Source organism: Streptomyces globosus (assembly GCF_003325375.1).
GTDB lineage: Bacteria > Actinomycetota > Actinomycetes > Streptomycetales > Streptomycetaceae > Streptomyces > Streptomyces globosus_A.
Genome location: NZ_CP030864.1, coordinates 435,055 through 452,208, shown reverse-complemented (window position 1 = coordinate 452,208; position 17,154 = coordinate 435,055). Strand labels below are relative to the sequence as shown.

General features: G+C 75.2%; 15 protein-coding genes. 9 read left to right on the top strand and 6 right to left on the bottom strand.

Going from position 1 to position 17,154, the window contains the following annotated elements; translation table 11 throughout:
- Positions 1-44 precede the first annotated feature (44 nt).
- Genes C0216_RS32770 through C0216_RS32755 form a run of 4 tightly spaced genes read left to right on the top strand, consistent with a single transcriptional unit; the run spans position 45 to position 5,137 of the window.
- Complete coding sequence (locus C0216_RS32770) at positions 45-2,075, top strand: NAD-dependent epimerase/dehydratase family protein (RefSeq protein ID WP_114059406.1); 2,031 nt, start codon at positions 45-47, stop codon at positions 2,073-2,075.
- Positions 2,072-2,776 carry a PIG-L deacetylase family protein gene (locus C0216_RS32765; protein WP_114059506.1) on the top strand — a complete coding sequence of 235 codons (705 nt, stop codon included), beginning with the start codon at positions 2,072-2,074 and terminating at the stop codon, positions 2,774-2,776. The genes C0216_RS32770 and C0216_RS32765 overlap by 4 nt, the downstream gene beginning before the upstream one ends.
- Positions 2,769-4,001, top strand: a complete 1,233-nt coding sequence (locus C0216_RS32760) for an ATP-grasp domain-containing protein (RefSeq protein ID WP_114059505.1) — start codon at positions 2,769-2,771, stop codon at positions 3,999-4,001. The genes C0216_RS32765 and C0216_RS32760 overlap by 8 nt, the downstream gene beginning before the upstream one ends.
- Before the next feature lie 56 nt (positions 4,002-4,057).
- Positions 4,058-5,137, top strand: a complete 1,080-nt coding sequence (locus C0216_RS32755; protein WP_114059405.1) for a glycosyltransferase — start codon at positions 4,058-4,060, stop codon at positions 5,135-5,137.
- On the opposite strand, the gene C0216_RS32750 is transcribed toward C0216_RS32755, so the two are convergent.
- The gene (locus C0216_RS32750) at positions 5,102-6,718 is read right to left on the bottom strand and encodes a CocE/NonD family hydrolase (RefSeq protein WP_246043025.1); all 1,617 of its coding nucleotides are present in this window, start codon (positions 6,716-6,718) and stop codon (positions 5,102-5,104) included. The two genes, C0216_RS32755 and C0216_RS32750, sit on opposite strands and share 36 nt — an antisense overlap.
- 34 nt (positions 6,719-6,752) lie before the next feature.
- On the opposite strand from C0216_RS32750, the gene C0216_RS32745 reads away from it, so the two are divergent.
- The 4 genes from C0216_RS32745 (at position 6,753) to C0216_RS32730 (ending at position 11,026) form a co-directional block, all read left to right on the top strand.
- Positions 6,753-8,276: an AMP-binding protein gene (locus tag C0216_RS32745; protein WP_114059403.1), complete on the top strand. Its 1,524-nt coding sequence runs from the start codon at positions 6,753-6,755 to the stop codon at positions 8,274-8,276.
- On the top strand, positions 8,273-9,286 hold the full coding sequence (locus tag C0216_RS32740) for a macrolide 2'-phosphotransferase (protein ID WP_114059402.1): 1,014 nt from the start codon (positions 8,273-8,275) through the stop codon (positions 9,284-9,286). The genes C0216_RS32745 and C0216_RS32740 overlap by 4 nt, the downstream gene beginning before the upstream one ends.
- Positions 9,287-9,507: 221 nt before the next feature.
- The gene (locus C0216_RS32735; protein WP_246043024.1) at positions 9,508-10,257 is read left to right on the top strand and encodes an alpha/beta fold hydrolase; all 750 of its coding nucleotides are present in this window, start codon (positions 9,508-9,510) and stop codon (positions 10,255-10,257) included.
- Entirely contained in the window at positions 10,247-11,026 is a 780-nt protein-coding gene (locus C0216_RS32730; protein ID WP_114059401.1) for a nucleoside 2-deoxyribosyltransferase domain-containing protein, read from the top strand. Before C0216_RS32735 ends, C0216_RS32730 begins: the two co-directional genes overlap by 11 nt.
- Here C0216_RS32730 and C0216_RS32725 read toward each other — a convergent pair.
- The 4 genes from C0216_RS32725 to C0216_RS32710 form a co-directional block, all read right to left on the bottom strand.
- Entirely contained in the window at positions 11,002-11,571 is a 570-nt protein-coding gene (locus C0216_RS32725; RefSeq protein WP_114059400.1) for a GNAT family N-acetyltransferase, read from the bottom strand. The two genes, C0216_RS32730 and C0216_RS32725, sit on opposite strands and share 25 nt — an antisense overlap.
- Positions 11,572-11,696: 125 nt before the next feature.
- Positions 11,697-12,659, bottom strand: coding sequence for a VOC family protein (locus C0216_RS32720; RefSeq protein WP_342777154.1), 963 nt, complete (start codon positions 12,657-12,659; stop codon positions 11,697-11,699).
- Between the two features lie 137 nt (positions 12,660-12,796).
- Positions 12,797-13,639: a hypothetical protein gene (locus C0216_RS32715; protein WP_114059399.1), complete on the bottom strand. Its 843-nt coding sequence runs from the start codon at positions 13,637-13,639 to the stop codon at positions 12,797-12,799.
- 231 nt (positions 13,640-13,870) lie between these two features.
- The gene (locus C0216_RS32710) at positions 13,871-14,968 is read right to left on the bottom strand and encodes an RICIN domain-containing protein (RefSeq protein ID WP_114059398.1); all 1,098 of its coding nucleotides are present in this window, start codon (positions 14,966-14,968) and stop codon (positions 13,871-13,873) included.
- Between the two features lie 382 nt (positions 14,969-15,350).
- Here C0216_RS32710 and C0216_RS32705 point away from each other — a divergent pair, with 382 nt between their 5' ends.
- Positions 15,351-15,929, top strand: a complete 579-nt coding sequence (locus C0216_RS32705; RefSeq protein ID WP_162793390.1) for a CHAP domain-containing protein — start codon at positions 15,351-15,353, stop codon at positions 15,927-15,929.
- A gap of 721 nt (positions 15,930-16,650) precedes the next feature.
- On the opposite strand, the gene C0216_RS32700 is transcribed toward C0216_RS32705, so the two are convergent.
- Positions 16,651-16,980 carry a hypothetical protein gene (locus C0216_RS32700; RefSeq protein ID WP_114059396.1) on the bottom strand — a complete coding sequence of 110 codons (330 nt, stop codon included), beginning with the start codon at positions 16,978-16,980 and terminating at the stop codon, positions 16,651-16,653.
- Positions 16,981-17,154: the final 174 nt, after the last annotated feature.

Genomic DNA, 17,154 nt, shown 5'->3' with positions numbered 1-17,154 from the left:
CCGCCCCCGCCCCTCCCCTTTCTCACACGACCCCTGGAGCACACATGCCTCCCGTACGCCTCGCGATCGTCGGGTGCGGCGCCGCCGCCCGCGGCTGCCACCTGCCCGCCCTGCCCCCGCTCAAGGGGGACGTCCAGCTGACCGCGCTCGTCGACCGCGACCCGCGCCAGGCCGAGGCCGCCCTGGCCCTCTACCGGGAGCTGGGCGGCACCGACGCCGACCGGGTGGTGCTCGCCGCCGATCCGGCGGAGGCTGCCGACGCGTTCGACGCCGCCGTGGTCGTCGCCCCGCACACCCTGCACGCGCCGATCGTGCGGGAGCTGCTGGCGGCCGGCAAGCACGTCCTGCTGGAGAAGCCGATGACCACCTCGGTCGAGGACGCCGAGGCGCTGGCCGCGACCGCCGCCGCCGAGGGCGCGCCGGTGCTCGCCATGGCCCATCCGCGGCGGCTCTTCCCCGCCTACGCCTGGGTCAAGCGGCTCATCGACAGCGGCGAGCTCGGCGAGGTGGTGCGGGTCGACTGGTCGGAGGGCCACCCGTACGCCCACGAGCCGGTCTCCTGGTCGATGTTCGACCGGCGGCTCGCCGGCGGCGGCGTGCTCACCGACACCGCCTCGCACGTCTTCGACACGCTGCTGTGGTGGCTCGGCCCCGACGTCGAGGTGGTCCGCTACGAGGACAACTCCCTCGGCGGGGTGGAGACCGACGCCCGCGCCGACCTGCGCTTCGGCGCGACCGACGTGCGGTGCGACTTCAGCCGGCTGCGCGACCTCGGGATCAGCTGCACGGTCACCGGCACCCGGGCGACCGCCACCATCGGCACCGACTTCCCGGCCGGGGAGTGCACCCTGGTCACCGCGGACGGGGTGGAGCTGCACCGCGGCGACGTGGACGCCGTCGCCCCGGCCCAGGACGAGTGGGAGCTGCTCTTCACGGAGCAGCTGGCCAACTTCGCCGCCGCCGTGCGCGGCGCCGCCCCGGCGCACTCGGGCGCCGAGGACGGCGTACGCGTCGTGAAGCTGATCCAGGAGTGCTACGGCGGCCCGGCCCGCACGGCCTCCGCCCAGCCGTGGACCACCCGCGGCAGCGACGGGGCCGCCGGGGGTCCGTCGCTCGCCGGCCGCACGGTGGCGGTGACGGGCGCGAGCGGGTTCATCGGCGGCAGGCTGGTCGAGCGGCTGGTCCTCGGCACCGGGGCCCGGGTCCGGCCGGTGGTCCGCGGCTTCGGCCGGGCCGCGCGGCTGTCGGTCCTGCCGCAGGACCGGCTGGAGTTCCGCCAGGCCGACCTGCTGGAGGCCGGCACGCTGCGGGCGGCGTTCGAGGGCTGCGACACCGTGGTCCACTGCGCGTTCGGCAGCTCCGGCGACGAGGCCGGCCGATGGGCCGCCTCCGTGGAGGGCACGGCGAACGTGCTGGCCGCGGCGCGCGCCGCCGGGGTGCGCCGCGTGGTGCACCTGAGCACGATCGACGTCTACGACCCCGCCGTCTCGGGCGACCTGACCGAGGACTCCCCCGCCCGGGGCGCCGACCCGGCCGACCGCGAGTACGAGCAGCAGAAGCTCGCCGCCGAGCAGTTGGTCACGGAGGCGCACGGCGACGGGCTGGAGACGGTGGTGATCCAGCCGGGCGTCGTCCACGGCCCGTGGGGCGGCCAGTGGACCACCGCCCAACTGCGGCGTGCCGAGTCCGACTTCGCGCAGCTTCCCGCGGAGGGCGGCGGGGGCGTGTGCAACGCCGTGTACGTCGACGACCTGGCCGAGGCCGTGCTGCTGGCCGTGGACAGCGCGGCGGCCGCCGGCGAGCGGTTCCTCGTCGGCCACGCCGAGGAGCTGCGCTGGGGCGCCTTCTTCGACGCGGTCCGCGCCCTGCGGGGCCTGGGCGGGCCCTCGGCGGTCCCGGCGGGTGAGCCGGTGGCGGACTGGGAGCTGGAGCTGTACCGCTCGACGGCCCGCGCCGCCGCGGGCAAGGCCCGCCGGGTCCTCGGCTTCACGGCGCGCACCCCGTTCGCCGAGGCCGTGGAGCTGACCGGTCAGTGGGCGCGCTGGGCCGGGGAAGCCCCGGAGGCCGGCGCATGACCGGGGTGAGCGACGTCCTGGTGGTCGCGCCGCACCCCGACGACGACGTCATCGGCTGCGGCGGGTCCATCGCCAAGCACGTCCGCGACGGCGCCCGGGTGACGGTGGTCATCGTCATCGGCCGCGAGCGCAGCGCCCTGGACGACGCGGTATCCGACGCCGAGTTCGCCGCCGAGACGGAGGCCGCCGCCAAGGCCCTGGGCGTGCACCGCTGCATCCGCCTGGAGGAGCCCTCCCGGGACTTCGCCCTCTCCCGCCGGGTCCACCTGGACCTCGTCCGGATCCTGCGGGAGGTGCGGCCGCAGGTGGTGTACCTGCCGCACGACAACGACGACGACGTCGAGCACCGCATGGTCCACCGGCTGACCGTGGAGGCGCTGTGGATGGCGCAGTCGGAGTTCTTCCAGGAGACGGGCGGCCGCCCCATGCCGGCGCCCCGCCTGGTGCTCGGCTACGAGGTGTGGGCGCCGATGGCCCGCTTCCAGTACGCGGAGGACATCGACGGGCAGATCGAGACGAAGGTCGAGGCGATGCGCGCCTACGCCTCCCAGCTGCGGCACGCCGCGTGGGACGAGGGCATCCGCGGCCTGGCCCGCTACCGCGGGGCGGTGTCGTCCGGCTCTGGGCACGCGGAGGTGTTCCAGGTGATCTCCCTGGGTGCCGTGCCCGCCGCCGGCCGGGAGGGGGGCGGCCGTGACTGACCGCCTCCTGGTCTGCGGGCTGGGCTCCGGGATGGACCGCTCCCTGACGGAGCTGCGCTCGCCCCGGTGGGAGCTGGTGGTGGCCACCGACCGTCCGACGGACCGGGCCCGCGCCGCCGCGGACGTGCTGCTCGCCGTCGATCCGAACGACGCCGTGGCGGTGCTCGCGCAGCTGTCGGCGGCCGGCATCGACCGGATCGACGGGGTGTTCTCCCTGGGCGCGGACAACCCGCCGGTGATCAGCACCCTCGCACGGCGCTTCGGCTGCCCGGGGCTGCCGCTGGAGACGGCCCTGGACTGCACGCTGAAGGACCGGCGGCTGCGGATCCTGCGCGCCGCCGGGCTCGACCTGCCGCGGTTCGCCACCGCCGAGAGCGTCGGCGAGGCGGTGCGGGCCGTGGCGGACATCGGGCTGCCCGCGGTCATCAAGCCCAGCGACCAGACCGGCTCGCTGGGTGTGCTGAAGGCGGAGACGGCCGATCAGGTCCGCCCGCTCGCGGAGGAGGCGCTGCGGCTGAGTCCCGGCGGGCGGATCGTGGTCGAGGAGTTCCTGGAGGGCACCGAGCACACGCTGGCGGCCTTCATGGTCGACGGCGAGCTGCACCCGTTCGGGTTCGCCGACCGGGAGTACGGGCGCAAGGAGGAGTTCGCCCCGCACTTCTTCGAGGGCGGGGACACCCTGCCCAGCCGGCTGACCGCCGAGCAGATCGCGGAGGTCGTCGACACCGTACGGCGCGGGGCCGCGGCCCTGCGCCTGGACCCGGCGGTGGTCAACACCGACATCCTGCGCACGCACGACGGCCGGGTGGTCCTCCTGGAGATCACCTGCCGGCTGACGGGCGCCCGTATCGCCACCGAGGTGATGCGGCTGGCGACCGGCGTGGACCCGCTGCCCAACGTGGTCCGCCTCGCGCTGGGCCGGCCGCTGGACCTGGCGGAACTCCGGCCCCGGCACAGCCGCGCCGTGGTGCAGCGGTTCCTGCCGGCGGACGGCGGGGTGGTCGAGTGGGTCGGCGACCCGCGGGACGTCGCCCGCCGGACCGGCGTGTACGACGTGTTCTGGGGCCTTGACCTGTCGCCGGGCACCGTGGTGCCGCCCTACCGCGGGGGAGCCGACGTCCTGGCCGGGGTGATCGCCCACGCCGAACGGCCGGAGGAGGCCGAGGCGGTCGCCGAACGCACCCTGCGCGCCCTGCCGCTGCGCTTCAAGGCGGGGACGCCGTGACCGGGCCCGGGGCCCGGGCCCACCGTACGCACACGAGCCTGCCGAGGGAGAACGACATGGCCACCGACCCGGTGGACGAGGCGGCGGTCGACAAGGGCATCGCCCGGACCAGCGTGGTCATCGCCCTGCGCGACGACCTGCGCATCGCCGACTGCATCGCCTCGATCGACGAGGACGTCGAGATCGTCCTGGCGCTCAACGGGCCCAGCGACGCGGTCCTGAAGCTGATCGCCGAGCACCCCCGCCCGCTGACCGTCACCGAGATCGAGGACGTCGGCAACCTGGGCGCCGCCTACAACGCGGGGGCCGCCGCCACGGACCGCCAGTACCTGCTGCTGATGGACTCCGACTGCACCTTCGCCCCCGGCGTGGTCCGTGCCATGGTCCGCGCGGTGCTCACCGCGCCCGTGGTCAAGGGCCAGGTGGTGTACGGCGAGTCGGAGGGGCTGCTCAGCCGGCTGACCGCGCGGGTGCGGGAGTTCGACGAGGGCGACTACGTCAGTGCCCTGTCCCCGCCGCTGATCTACAACCGCGCGATCGTCGAGCACATCGGCGGCTACCACTTCGACGAGCTGATCCACTGGTGCGAGGACCGGGAGTTCGACTTCCGGCTCCAGCTGGCGGGCATCCCCGTGGTGTACCTGCCGGAGGCGCGGATCTTCCACGACGCCCAGCACGGCTTCGCCAACATGCGCAGCTACTTCCGCTACGGCGTCGGCGAGGGCATCGCGCAGGAGACCGGCGTGTTCACCACTCCGGCGGTGCCGGTGGTGTGGCGGCTGTTCGAGGCGTCGAGGACGCTCGTGCACTGCGCGCGCGACAAGGGCGCGGGCGCGGCGGCGTACTACGCGCTGCTGAAGGCGGCCTTCCACGTGGGCACCGCGCACCACCTGCTCAACGACCCCTACCGGGTGCGCGACCGCTACCCCGCCTCCGCCAAGCGGGCGCGGATGGTCCGGTCGATCCCCCAGCACAGCACCAGGCTGACCGGCCCCCAGCTGCGCCGGCTGCGGCGGGCGCACTGGGAGGCGGGCCGGCGGATCGAGAAGGTGGCCGACCTGTCGGTCTTCCACGCGGACGCCGCCGGCCCGGCCGGCCCGTCAGCCGCCGGACAGGCGCGGCAGCAGCAGGCGTGAGGGGTGGTCGCCGCCGTGGTGGACGGTGTGGCGGGCGGGGACCCGCGGGTGGACGTCGAAGCGCGGCGTGTTGCTCGCCGCGACCTCCAGGCGGATCCGGTGGCCCGCGCGGAACACGTGGCCGACTGCGCCCAGCGCGACGGTGACCTCGACCGGTTCGCCGGGGGCGGACGCGGTATCCGCCCCCGGCTCCAGGCGGCGCACGCCGTCGCACAGCAGCTCGGCCCGGCCGTCGGGGTAGACGTCGACGAGCTTGCCGGCCACGTCGGCGCCCGCCGCGTCCGGGGTGACGTACACCGTCAGGACGGTGTCGCCGACGACGGTCAGCGGCTCGGCGAGCTCCTCGCCGGTGAAGCACAGGACGTCGGCGCGGCGTTCGACCTCGCGCTGGTCCAGCGGACCGCAGTCGCCTCCGGTGTACTGGCCGGGCTGGGCGGTGGCGCCGCCCGTGGTGGGCACCGGGTCGGCGGGGTCGTGGCGGAGCAGGTCGGCGCCGGCGGCCGGGGGAGCGCCGGCCGTGAGGCGGCGGCCGTCCAGGTGCAGGACGAGGTCCCGGCTGCCGGGGACGGGCCAGTCGGGGAACGTGTGCCACGCGTCGGCGCCGGTGAGGAACAGCCGCACCGGCTCCGGCACCGCCGCGCCGGCCCGGCCGCGCAGATGCCGGTCGAAATGCTCCAGGTGCAGACCCGTGACATCGATGCTGCGTTCGTCGGCGGCCAGCCCGTAACGGCGCTGCGGGAATATCCCGTCGGTGACGCAGTGGGACCACGGGCCGACCACCAGCTGCGAGGCCTTTCCGCATTCCCGAATTCCCCGGTAATTCTCCAGGGTGCCGGTGACGAATATGTCGTACCAGCCGGTGAGGTGGAGCACCGGGACGTCGATCGCCGCGTACGACTCGCGCGGGGCGGCGCGCCGCCAGTACGGGTGGCCGCCCGGGTGCTCGCGCCACTGCCGGTAGTACGGGGCCAGCCGGTCCAGCAGGTCCCACGCGGCGTCCGGGTCCCGGTAGAGGTCGTCGATCCGGTCGATCGCCCGGGCCACCTCCTGCCACTCGGCCCCCTCCAGCCCGGCCCCCTCCAACAGCAGGTCGTAGAGCACCCAGTACAGGACGAAGCCCAGCTGGAAGGCCCCGCCCTGGCGGGTCCAGCCCTCGTCGAAGCCCGATCCGGCCACGTGGGGGGCGATCGCGCGGAGGCCCGGCGGGCGTTCGGCCGCGGCAAGGAGGGCGGCCATCCCCTCGTAGGAGCGGCCGAACATGCCCGCGGTGCCGTCGCACCACGGCTGCCGCACCGCCCATGCGACGGTGTCGGCCCCGTCCGCCGCCTCGTTCCAGTACGGCTCGAAGGCGCCGCCGGAGCCGAACCGGCCGCGGACGTCCTGCACCAGCAGGGCGTAGCCGGCGCGGACCAGGCGCAGTCCGTCGACGGAGGCGCCGCCCGGGCTGCCCGATTTCCCGTATGGCGTCCGGCGCACCAGCACCGGCACCGGGTCGGCGGTGTCGGGACGGTACAGGTCGGCCCTCAATAAGGTGCCGTCGCGCAGGGGTATTTCCAGATCGTGTTCCACAACAATTCGCACGCGCCCATATTCCATCAGGACGAGGACATTCACAATGCACCCCCCGGGTATTTTCGGAATCCATTTCCTGGAGCCGTTCTTCGAGACGGCGCGTACCGATCCGGCGCGGCCGGCCGTCGTCGACAACGGGCTCGTCGTCGGCTACGGCACGCTCGCCGCCTGGGTGCTGGAGGTGGCCTCCTCCGTCGCGCCGCGCACGGACGCGCCCCAGCCGCCGGTCGGCGTGGTCGTCCACCACTCGGTCCGTGACGTGGCCGCCCTCCTGGGCGTCCTCGCGGCGGGCCGCGCGTATGTGCCGCTGGAGGCCGCGCACCCCGCGGCCCGGCTGGAGTCGGTCCTGGCCCGGCTCGGTGTCGAGGAGGCCGTGGCGACCGCAGGCACCGGCTGGCAGCCGCCGCTCGCCCGGGTGGTCCGCCCGCGCTGGTCGCCGGCCGCAGCGGCGCCCGCCGGCGCCGCCGTCCTCCCCGACAGCGGTGTCCGGCCCGGGGATCCGGCGTACGTCCTGTTCACCTCGGGCTCCACCGGCGAGCCCAAGGGGGTCGTGGTCCCGTACCGGGCACTGGCCGCCGTGGTGCCGCCGCTGCGCACCCTGTACGGCATCGGACCGGACGCCACCGTGCTGCACTTCCACGGTGCGGGCGGCGACACCAGCCTGGAGGAGATCCTGCCGACCCTGACCGGGGGCGCCACCCTGGTCGTCGACGACGCGGCCCGCGAGGGCTTCGCCCAGGTCGCCGAGGAGCAGGAGGTCACGGTCGCGGTGCTGCCGACCGGCTTCTGGCACGCCCTGACAGGCGACCTGCTGCACCAGGGCGCAGCCCTGCCGCCGTCCCTGCGCACGGTGGTCATCGGCGGCGAGGCGGTGCGCGCCGACATGCTGGAGCGCTGGCACCGGCTCGGCGCCGGCGGGGTGCGGCTGCTCAACACCTACGGATCCACCGAGACCGCCCTGGTGACCCACGCCGTGCAGCTCGCCGGACCGGGCGCGCCCGAACTGCCCGGCACCGGCGGCGACCTGCCCATCGGGCTGCCCCTGCCGCACGTCGGGCAGCACGTCGACGACAGCGGCGAGCTGCACGTGTCCGGGCCCGGCCTGGCCCTCGGCTACCACGCCGCCGTGGAGGCCACGGCGGCCCGGTTCCGCGAGGAGGACGGCATCCGCTGGTACCGGACCGGGGACCTGGTCACGGTGACGCCCTCGGGGGCGCTGGTCTTCCGCGGCCGCTCCGACCACCAGGTCAAGATCCGCGGCCACCGGGTGGACCTCGTCGAGGTGGAGGGCCTCGTCGGCAGTTGCGCGGGCGTGCGGGAAGCCGCCGCCGTGCGGGTGGACCGCGGGGAGCACAGCACCCTGGCGGCCTTCTTCGTCCCGCTGGACGGCCACGACCCCGCCGAGGTGGCGGCCGGCGTCCGCGCCAGGCTGGCGGAGTCGACGGCTCCGCACCTGGTGCCCAGCCTGCTCGTACCGGTGGCGGAGCTGGAGCGCACCCACACCGGCAAGGTCGACCGGACCGCGACACGGGACCGGTACCTGGCTGCGGCGGGGGCGGGCCGATGAGCGCGCCGGCGGGGCGGACCACGGCGGGCGGGCGGGGCGCGGCCGGGGCAGCGGGCGCGGCCGGGGCAGCCGGGGCAGCCGGGGCCGAACTCGCAGACGCGGCAGACCTGGCGGGCCTTGCCGCGTACGCCTCGCGACGGCTGGGCGTGGTCCTGGACCCGGCGACCGCCCGCGCCGACGAGTCCGGCTGGGACTTCCGGGTCGTGCACGTCCGGGGGACGGACGGCACCTGGTGGATCCTGCGCCGGCCGCGCCGGGCCGAGGCCTCGGCCCGGCTGGCCTTCGAGGGGGCCGTGCTGGCCGCCGTTCGCGACCGGATCCCCGTGCCCGTGCCCTACTGGCGCCTGCACACCCCGGACCTGGTTGCCTACCCGCGCCTGCCCGGGGCTCCGGCGGGCACGGAGGACCCCGAGACCCTGGTCTACGGCTGGTCCGTAGACCCGCTGGCCCACCCCGCCCACTACCTGGAGCCCCTGGCCCGGGCCCTGGTCGCCGTGCACACCACCCCGCCGGAGGGCTCCCCCGTCCTGGCGGCCCGCGCCCAGGCGGATCCCGGCTCCGTACGCGCGCGCATCGCGGACCGGCTCGCCCGAGCCCGCGCCGAACTGCCCCTGCCCGCCGCCGGGCTGCGCCGCTGGCAGGCCTGGCTGGACGACGGGCGGCTGTGGCCGGACCGGCTGACGCTCGTCCACGGCGACGTCCACCCCGGCCACACCCTGGTGGTGCGCCCGCCTTCCGGCCCGCCGGCCCTCTCCGGCCTGCTGGACTGGGCCAACGCCGATGTCGGCGACCCCGCGGCGGACTTCGTGGACATGCTGTACGCCGGGGGCACCGCCGTCCTCGACCGCCTCCTGGCGGCCTACCGGTCGGCAGGCGGCGAGGTGCGCGCCGGCCTGCGGGAGCACATCCTCGCGCGGGCCTCCTTCCTGTGGGTCCACGTGGCGCTGCGCGGCCTGGACACCGGCCGCCCGGCGTGGACCGAGACGGCGCTGCGGAGGATGGTGCGGTGAGGGCCGCACCGGAGCGCCGACCCGACCACGGGCGGCAGGAGCGGCAGGACCTCCCCGGGCCCCCCGGGCGCGGGCATCCCGGGCCCCCCGGGCGCGGGCATCCCGGGCTCCCCGGGCGCAGGACGGGGCGCACGCCGGCCGGGACGGCGTACACCCTCCACCAGCCGCCGCTCACGCCGCCCGGGACGGTGTGCGGCGTTCCCTCGGAGGCGGCGCCCCCGGTGGTGCTGGTCGCGGGAGCGGGCGGTTCCGGGGGGATCTGGGAGCACCACCAGGTGCCCGCGCTGACCTCGGCGGGCCGCCGGGTGGTCACCTTCGACCACGGGCCGGCGGCCGGAGGTCCGGCGGACCCGGCCGACCGGCTGCGGGAGCTGCTGACGGCGCTCGGCCTGCCGCCCTGCCCCCTGGTGGGCCACTCCCTCGGCGCGTTCGCCGTCCAGGAGCTGCTGCTGACCGATCCGCACCTGGCGAGCGGGGCCCTGCTCGCGGCGACCCGCGGCCGGCCCGACGCGGTGGGCGAGGCGCTGGCGCGCGCCGAGGCCGCGACCGCCGCGGCGGGAACGCGGCTGCCCGCGGAGTACGAGGCCTTCGTGCGCCTGGTGCAGAACCTCTCCCCCAGGACTCTGGCCGACGAGGGGGCCGCGGCGGAATGGCTCGACTTGTTCGAAGTCGCGGCACTGTCGGGCGTGTCGGCAGCCGCCCGCGGTCCGGCCCTGCCGGTCACCGACCGGCTGGCCGCCTACGGCCGGATTCCCGTGCCCGTCCTGGTCGTGGGCTTCGCCGACGACGTGCTGGCGCCCGCTCCTCTGGGCCGGGAGGTCGCCGCCGCGATCCCCGGCGCGCGCTACGCGCAGCTGCCGGACGCGGGCCACCTCGGGTTCCTGGAACGCCCCGAGGCCTTCAACTCCCTCCTGTTCGACTTCCTCGCCGCCGTGGCCCCGACCGACCCCGGAGTGTCCCGTGTCCCCTGAGTCCCCCGCGTCCTTCCCCGACCCGGCTGCCGCACCCGCCCTCCCGGAGGTCGCGGTCGTCCACGTCGGCGAGGAGCCGCCGCCGTCGTGGACCGCGGCCGTGTACCTGTGCGGCCCGACGCCCGCCGACCCCGCCGAGCCGTCGTGGCGGCCGGACGCCGTCGCCGCCCTGCGGTCCCTGTGGTCCTGCGCCGGGCGCCTGGCGGTCTTCCTGCCCGAGCCGGCGCCCGGCGGCTCCTACCCGGCGTACGCGGACCAGATCGCCTGGGAGGAGGACGCGATGCGCCGCTGCGACGTCGTCCTGTTCTGGATCCCGCGCGACATGCGGCGGCTGCCGGGCCTGGTGTCGAACATCAAGTGGGGCGCGTGGTGCGGCTCCGGCCGCGCCGTGCTCGGGGCGCCGCCGCAGGCCGAGCGCATGGAGTACCTGCTCCACTTCGCCGACGCGCTGGGCGTGCCGGTGGAGCGCACCCTGGCGGGTGCGGCCGGCGCCGCACTGCGGGCGGTGGGAACGGGGGCCGTACGCGGGGGCGGCGAGCGGGCGGTGCCGCTGGCGGTGTGGCGGACGGAAGAGTTCCGGGCGTGGTACGCGGCACGCCGCCGGGCCGGTGACCGGCTGCTGGACGCGCGCGTGGAGTGGTACGCGCCTCCGTCGGGGCCGGAGGGGGCCGCCGCCTGGCTCCTGACCGCCACGGTCGCGCCGGGCGACGGCGGCGGCCCCGTCGTCAGCCGTCTGCTGGCGGCTCAGGGGCAGGGCATGCTCATGTAGAGCGCGTGCTCGCCCTCGGACTCGGTGCCCTGGTACAGGGCGGTGTCCAGGCCGCAGAAGGCGAAGCCCATGCTGCGGTAGGCGTGGATGGCGGGGGCGTTGACGTTGGTCACTTCCAGCCACAGGTGTCCGGCGCCGCGTTCGCGGGCGAAGTCCACCGCGTGCTGCATCAGCGTACGGCCGATGCCCCGGCCCCGGTGGCCGGGGGCGACCTCGATGTCCTCGATGGTCAGCCGCTGGTTCCAGGGCGCGTAGGACACGGCGGCGAAGCCGGCGAGGTCGCCGCCGGCGCCGACGGCCACGAACGTGCGGCTGTCGCCGTCCCCGCCCTCCTCACCGTCCTCCTCGCCGCTGCCGTCGTCCTCGGGGAACACCTTGACCAGCGGCGGGTCCACCGGGACCTCGCGGAGGGCGAACCCGTCGCCGGTGACGGCCACTTCGAAGACGGTGCCGGTGGTGAAGGACCCGTCGAGGGCCTCGATGGCCTCGGTGTCCTCGGGGCGTGCGGTGCGGAACTCGTACGTCGTGTCATGCGTGGTGGTCATGGGACGAGGCTATGACCGGCCTGCCCGGGTGAGATCGGGTTTCGGCCGGACGGGGCGCCGCGGGAGGCGGGTCACCGCAGAGGCTGCGGCCGGCCGGCGGCAGCCTGCTGTCAGCTGGGCCCTGGTCAGATCGTGACCGGGCCGTGGGCGGTGGCGAACTCGACCGACACCAGGCCCGGTTCCTCGTCCTCGACCCAGGTGACGTCGATCCGGTCGAGGGGATGGTCGGCCGGCTCGCCGAGGAACTCGGCGATGGAGGCGGCGTCGCCGGCGATGGAGACCCCGTGGATGGTGGTGGAGGTGCGCGGGTCGGCGCTCGGCCGCTCCTCAGGCGGGACCAGCCATTGCAGGAAGTACGGCAGTTGCGGGTCCTCCATCAGCTCCAGCAGGCCGATCTGCTTCCACCGCAGGTCGAACCCGTCGGGGCGGACGCGGTGGCCTTCGGAGGAGGTGCGGCCGAGGCGGGCCTCGACCGGGGCGATGTCGTCGACGGAGACCACCCAGCCGAGCCAGCCGCCGCCCTCGGCGGCGCGGCGCGCGACCGCCCGGCCGAAGGGGGCGCGGTCGGCGGCGGGGTGGTCGAGGGTGGTGACGACCTCGACGTAGGTGCCGCCGCTCAGCGGGAGGATGAAGTTGCGGGTGCCGAACCGCGGGTGCACGCCCCCGTCGACGAACCCGGCGCCGAGGGCGGATCCGATCCACTGGACGGTCGAGACGAAGCTGTCGCGGGCCACCGCGTAGGACACGTGGTCAAGTCGCACCGCGCCATCCTCACCCGGCAACCCGCACAAGTCCTGGCGCCACGCCCGCCGCCCGGGCGGCGCCGGCCGCGGGTTCAGCCGCGGAGCGGATCGGCCGTCCCGGTGGCCGCGGCGGCCGGCGGGGGTCGCCTTGAGCCTCCGCCGGCCCGTGACGCGGCGGCGCGGCCCGGTGCGGATGTCGTGGGTGGCGGCCGGCCGGCCGCCGAGGAAGGCGCCGGCGGCCTCCGCCGTGAGGAGCAGGCCGAAGCCGGACGCGCCGATGCCGAGGCGTTCGTGCGCGAAGAGCGCGAGGACGGTCTCCACGGCGAGGAAGGCGGTGTTCCCCACCGCGGGGCGGAGTGCGAGCCCGAGCAGCAGCCGGTCGCGGAAGACGTACGAGGCACCGGCGCGCGCCTGCCGGAGCAGTGGCCCGCGGGCCTCCGGAACGGGAGGCAGGCGGTGCTGCGGTGTCGGAGAACGCCGGGTCAGGGGCGTTCGTAGTACTGGAGGACGCCTCCCAGGGAGAAGCAGAGGGCTCCGGCGAGGGTGCCCCAGTTGGCGACGTCGGCGTTGACCAGGCTGCCGGTGGCGGGACGGGTGTAGGCGGCGAGCGCCGAGACCATGAAGAGGGCGGAGCCCAGCTGGTTCACGGCGACGATCCACCAGCCGAGGTCGCGCCGCCGGATGCAGGGCCGGCCGTGGCAGATCTCGGCGAACCCGAGGTGGCCGGAGATGAGGAAGAGCATGCAGCCGATCACGTCCGGCGCCCAGACCAGCCGGTTGGCCTGCTGGACCGTCAGGCCCTGGAGGAAGGAGGCCAGCAGGTTGACGGCGAACACCAGGGTCCCGGCGAACAGGACGAAGGCACCGAGCCAGTCGGCCCGCGCCGGCTCGTAGCTCCACCACCGCCATGGGCGGGTGACCAGGGCGCCCTCCCCTCCGGGCACGTGGCGCGGCGCGTTGACGGCCTGGAGCAGGGACACGTATCCGCCGGTGTTGAAGAACAGGCCGCCGGTGAAGTAGATCGACGCGCAGGTGAGGGCGTCGCCGGAGCCGGACTGGGCGACGGCGGCGCCGGCCGCGAAGAGCGCTCCGCCGATGACGAAGGCGGTGGCGGCGACGGCGTTGAGCCGGCGCAGCCGGGTGAGGGCGGTGTCGTCGGCGACGGCGTAGTGGGCGGCGGCCGCGCCGGGCGGGCTGAGGGCGATGAGGCCCCGGCGCCGGGCGAGCCGCGATTCCCAGACGGCGGTACCGCCGCTCGGCGGGCGCCAGGTGAGGCGGGTGGTGAACGGTCCCGCGCCTTCGGCGCGCTGGTCGGGCTGTCCCACAGGCGGAGACTAGACGCCCCGCAGGCCCCTGACCGGGGCGCAACGCCGTCGGCGGCCGTAGGGGCGGGGCAGGGGCGGGGTTCCGCCTGCCGGGCTCCGGTGCGGGCCCCGTGGCCCGAGTGTGCACGCCGTGAGTCTCGTGTTCTGGCATGTTCGGGCAGGCCCGTGTCGGACCCGGCGGATGCGGATGCCTCTGCCGGGCCGGGCCCAGGCCGCCCCCGGCCGCGGCGGCTAGGGGGTGGCTGCGGGGCTGAAGCGGAATGCCTGGTCTTCGGTGCCGGTGCATTCGGCCTGGATCGCTTCCGCTCCCCCGGTGCGGGGAGGCAGGATGCCGATGCACTGGTCGCTGTCCAGGGGGCGCAGTCTGTAGCCGCCGGCGGAGGGCTCCAGCCGGTACTTCAGGCCGGGGGCGTCGGTGCAGTCACCGGGGGACATCAGCTGGGCTCCTTCGACCAGCGCTTCGTCGACGCCCAGGCAGCCCTTGCCGATCCGGGGGTGGTGCCACTGGATGCGGTAGGTCTGGTCGCCGAGGGATTCGAGGTAGACACGCGGCTGAAGTGCCTCGGTACAGGGACGCTGGACGGCGATCTCGCGGTGGGTGCGGCCGTTGCGTTCCCGGCCTTCGGTGATGCAGAGGCTGGAGGAGTTCGCCGGATGCATCCGCACCCAGCCGGATTCGGGCATCCCCGTGGAGGCGGGTGTGGCGGACGCCGAGTCGGCGCGCGGGGTCGAGCCGGGTTGCGGCGCGGCGCCGGCAGGCGGCCGACTGCCGCTGTTGCCGGGGGAGGGTGGGGCGGCGGTCGGCTTGTCGTCGGTCTTGCCCGACGGCCACGCGGCGATCAGGGCGAGCAGAGCGGCCGCGATGCCGGCACCGGCGGCGGTCATGCGCAGGGTGCGGCGGCGGCCGGTCCTGTCCGTGTCCGGCGCAGTCTTCGCCCCGAGGGCGGCGGCCGTGTGGGATGCGGTGAGGTCGTTCGAGGCCGTTGCGGCGTACGTGCTGTTCGGACGGGGGCCGTCCGCAGCGCCGCTGTCCCCGGCGCCCGCCGGCTCCCTCATCGCGAGGCGGCGGCGGGCGTCCACCCACGCCTCCACGGTGGCTGCGCTGCCGCCGCAGGCACGGACGAAGGCGATGAGCAGCTCTTCGCGGGGGAGGTCCGTGCGTGCCAGCGCCGCGGAGGTCGTCGCGCGGGGCAGTACGTCGCCGGCGTCTTCGGCTCTGCGTTCCAGTTGCCGGTAGCTCAGGTCGGCCCAGCTGCGTAATCGGCGCATCGCGGCCACGAACTCCGCCGGTGTGCGCGCGTCTTTCGGGTCCGGCCCCGTATCCCCCATACATCCTCCTCGATCACATGTGCCAGCGAGGATAGTCCGCGGGGCGAGCGGGGCGGGCGACCACGCGGGAGCCTGCGCCGGGTCCGTCATGTGGGCCGCAGAAGCCGGTGCGGGCGGCGGCAGCCGTGGGCGCCGTGCCTCGGGAGGGCGTGCGGCGAGCGGGTCCGGCCCGAGTTGCCGGGCCGGGGGCCGAGGGGTGCCGCCGCGGTGATGGCCTCGGGGCAGCGGGACGCGAAGCGCTGAGCTGCGTGGACAGCCGTCGGACAGGTCCGGACAGTCCCGGACGGCGCTATCCCTTGGCCCGGCCCGCCGGCCCCGTCGAGAGTTCTGCCATCCCAGCGAACTGCCGTGCGAGTCACGGCTCTCGACCATGGAGTCAGCCATGCGCAAGCTCACCTCCCTCGCGGCCAAGGGCGCCGCGACCGCCCTGCTCGCCAGTACCGCGTTGGCCGCGTCGGGTGTCGCCCACGCCCAGGCCGCACCGCTCGGGGCGAAGATCGCCACCACCGCCAAGGGACAGATCGGCGCCGGCCCGTGCGGCCTGAACGGCAAGGGCAGCTACTGGGGCCGGGGCACGTCCCAGACCGGCAGCTGCGGCCCGAACGGAACCGAAGCGCACGCCTGGTGCGCCGACTTCGTCGGCTGGGTGTGGTGGAAGAACGGCGTGGGCGGCAACATGAAGAAGCTCAACAACCTCGCCTCCAGCTTCACCAAGTACGGCCCGATGCACTCGACCCCCAAGGTCGGCGACGCGATCCTCTACAACCAGCACACCCCGGGCGTGGGCGACGACCACGTGGCGATCGTGGTCGCCATATCCGGCTCGAAGATCACCGTGGTGGGCGGCAACCAGGGAACGCCCGGCAGTGTCAGCGCCCGCACCTGGAAGTCGTACAAGGTCGGCACGCAGGTCAACTCCGTGCAGCGGATCAGCGGCTACGTCACGCCGGTAGCCCGCTGAGCCGATCCGGCCCGCATCCGTCCCCGGCAGGCAGGTACGGCGGTCCGTCCGTACCGGGCGGCCTGCCGGGGGCCCGGAACGGGGGGAGCGAAGGAGGCGCCCGCGGCGGGGCGCCTCCTTCGCTCTTCCGGGCGCGGCGGGGCGGGACGGGCCCGCTGCTCAGGGGGCACCCGTCAGTACGCGCCGTCATCTGTGTACGTGTGGATCCTCACGCTTTCCATCGACACGGGTGCACCTGGTCGCGCCTCGTCGGGCTGATGCGTGCGGCCCCCGGCCGGGTGCCGACATGTGCTGTGCCGCGCACGGCGCCGCCTGGCGTGACGTCAGGATCAGGCATCGGATGGGTTGACGGGTGAGGCCTGGCCTCGCACCAGGGACGGATCCGCCTCCCCCGTGCGGGGCACGTTCCCGGCCCCGTCCGTCCGAGGCCGAACGGGCCGTGGTGGCCCATCGAGGAGGTGGAGACCTGGTGGTCGTGCGGGTCGCTGCGAACGGGGCGAGCGCAGCGCTCTGCGGCTGCGGCGTTGCGGCGACAATGCCGGCATGACGCATTGGTTCCGTGGCCATTGGGGCGAGGAAGACACCTGGTTCTACTACAAGGTCGACGCCGACGGCTGGGTCACCCGTCAGGTTGAGGCTGAGCGGGAGGCCGCTGAGGCAGCCGGCGGCGGGACAGGCGGCCGCCGTCCGGTTCGGGGTGGCGGCCGCTGCCGGGACGGGCTCAGATGCGGGCTGCGTTGCCCGAGTAGATCCAGCCGTCGTGCACGCCGTAGGTCTTGTCGACCCAGTACCAGAGGTTGCCCTTGGAGTTCGTGCACGACTTCGTGAAGTTGAGCCTGTCGCCCCGGTGGACGGTGTCGACGACGCGCCCGGTCTGGTAGTAGGTCGTGCGCACGGGGGCGGACGTGGCGGTGACGTACAGGCTGCCGCCCGCCTCCCGGCACGTGATGGCGGCGGCCGAGGCGGGGGTGGCGGCCGTGAAGGCGGCCGAGAGGGTCAGCCCGACCCCGGCGGCGAGGGTGGAGAGACGGCGTACGGCGCTGGCGCGCATGGTGCTCCTTCGTCTTCGCTTGAACCGACGCCAATAGATGATCATCTCTTGGCATGTCCAGGCAAACCGGGGAATCGTTCGTGCCAGCGCCTCGGGCCCGCCAGGTATAGGCATTCAGGCCCTCCGCTGCCGCGGTGTTCTGCATCACCGTCAGACAGGGGTTCGCTCCGGGAT

Coding starts and splice junctions, on each gene's coding strand:
- C0216_RS32770 (WP_114059406.1), top strand. CDS start 45: ATGCCTCCCGTACGCCTCGCGATCGTCGGGTGCGGCGCCGCCGCCCGC.
- C0216_RS32765 (WP_114059506.1), top strand. CDS start 2,072: ATGACCGGGGTGAGCGACGTCCTGGTGGTCGCGCCGCACCCCGACGAC.
- C0216_RS32755 (WP_114059405.1), top strand. CDS start 4,058: ATGGCCACCGACCCGGTGGACGAGGCGGCGGTCGACAAGGGCATCGCC.
- C0216_RS32745 (WP_114059403.1), top strand. CDS start 6,753: ATGCACCCCCCGGGTATTTTCGGAATCCATTTCCTGGAGCCGTTCTTC.
- C0216_RS32740 (WP_114059402.1), top strand. CDS start 8,273: ATGAGCGCGCCGGCGGGGCGGACCACGGCGGGCGGGCGGGGCGCGGCC.
- C0216_RS32725 (WP_114059400.1), bottom strand. CDS start 11,571: ATGACCACCACGCATGACACGACGTACGAGTTCCGCACCGCACGCCCC.
- C0216_RS32710 (WP_114059398.1), bottom strand. CDS start 14,968: ATGGGGGATACGGGGCCGGACCCGAAAGACGCGCGCACACCGGCGGAG.
- C0216_RS32705 (WP_162793390.1), top strand. CDS start 15,351: ATGCGCAAGCTCACCTCCCTCGCGGCCAAGGGCGCCGCGACCGCCCTG.
- C0216_RS32700 (WP_114059396.1), bottom strand. CDS start 16,980: ATGCGCGCCAGCGCCGTACGCCGTCTCTCCACCCTCGCCGCCGGGGTC.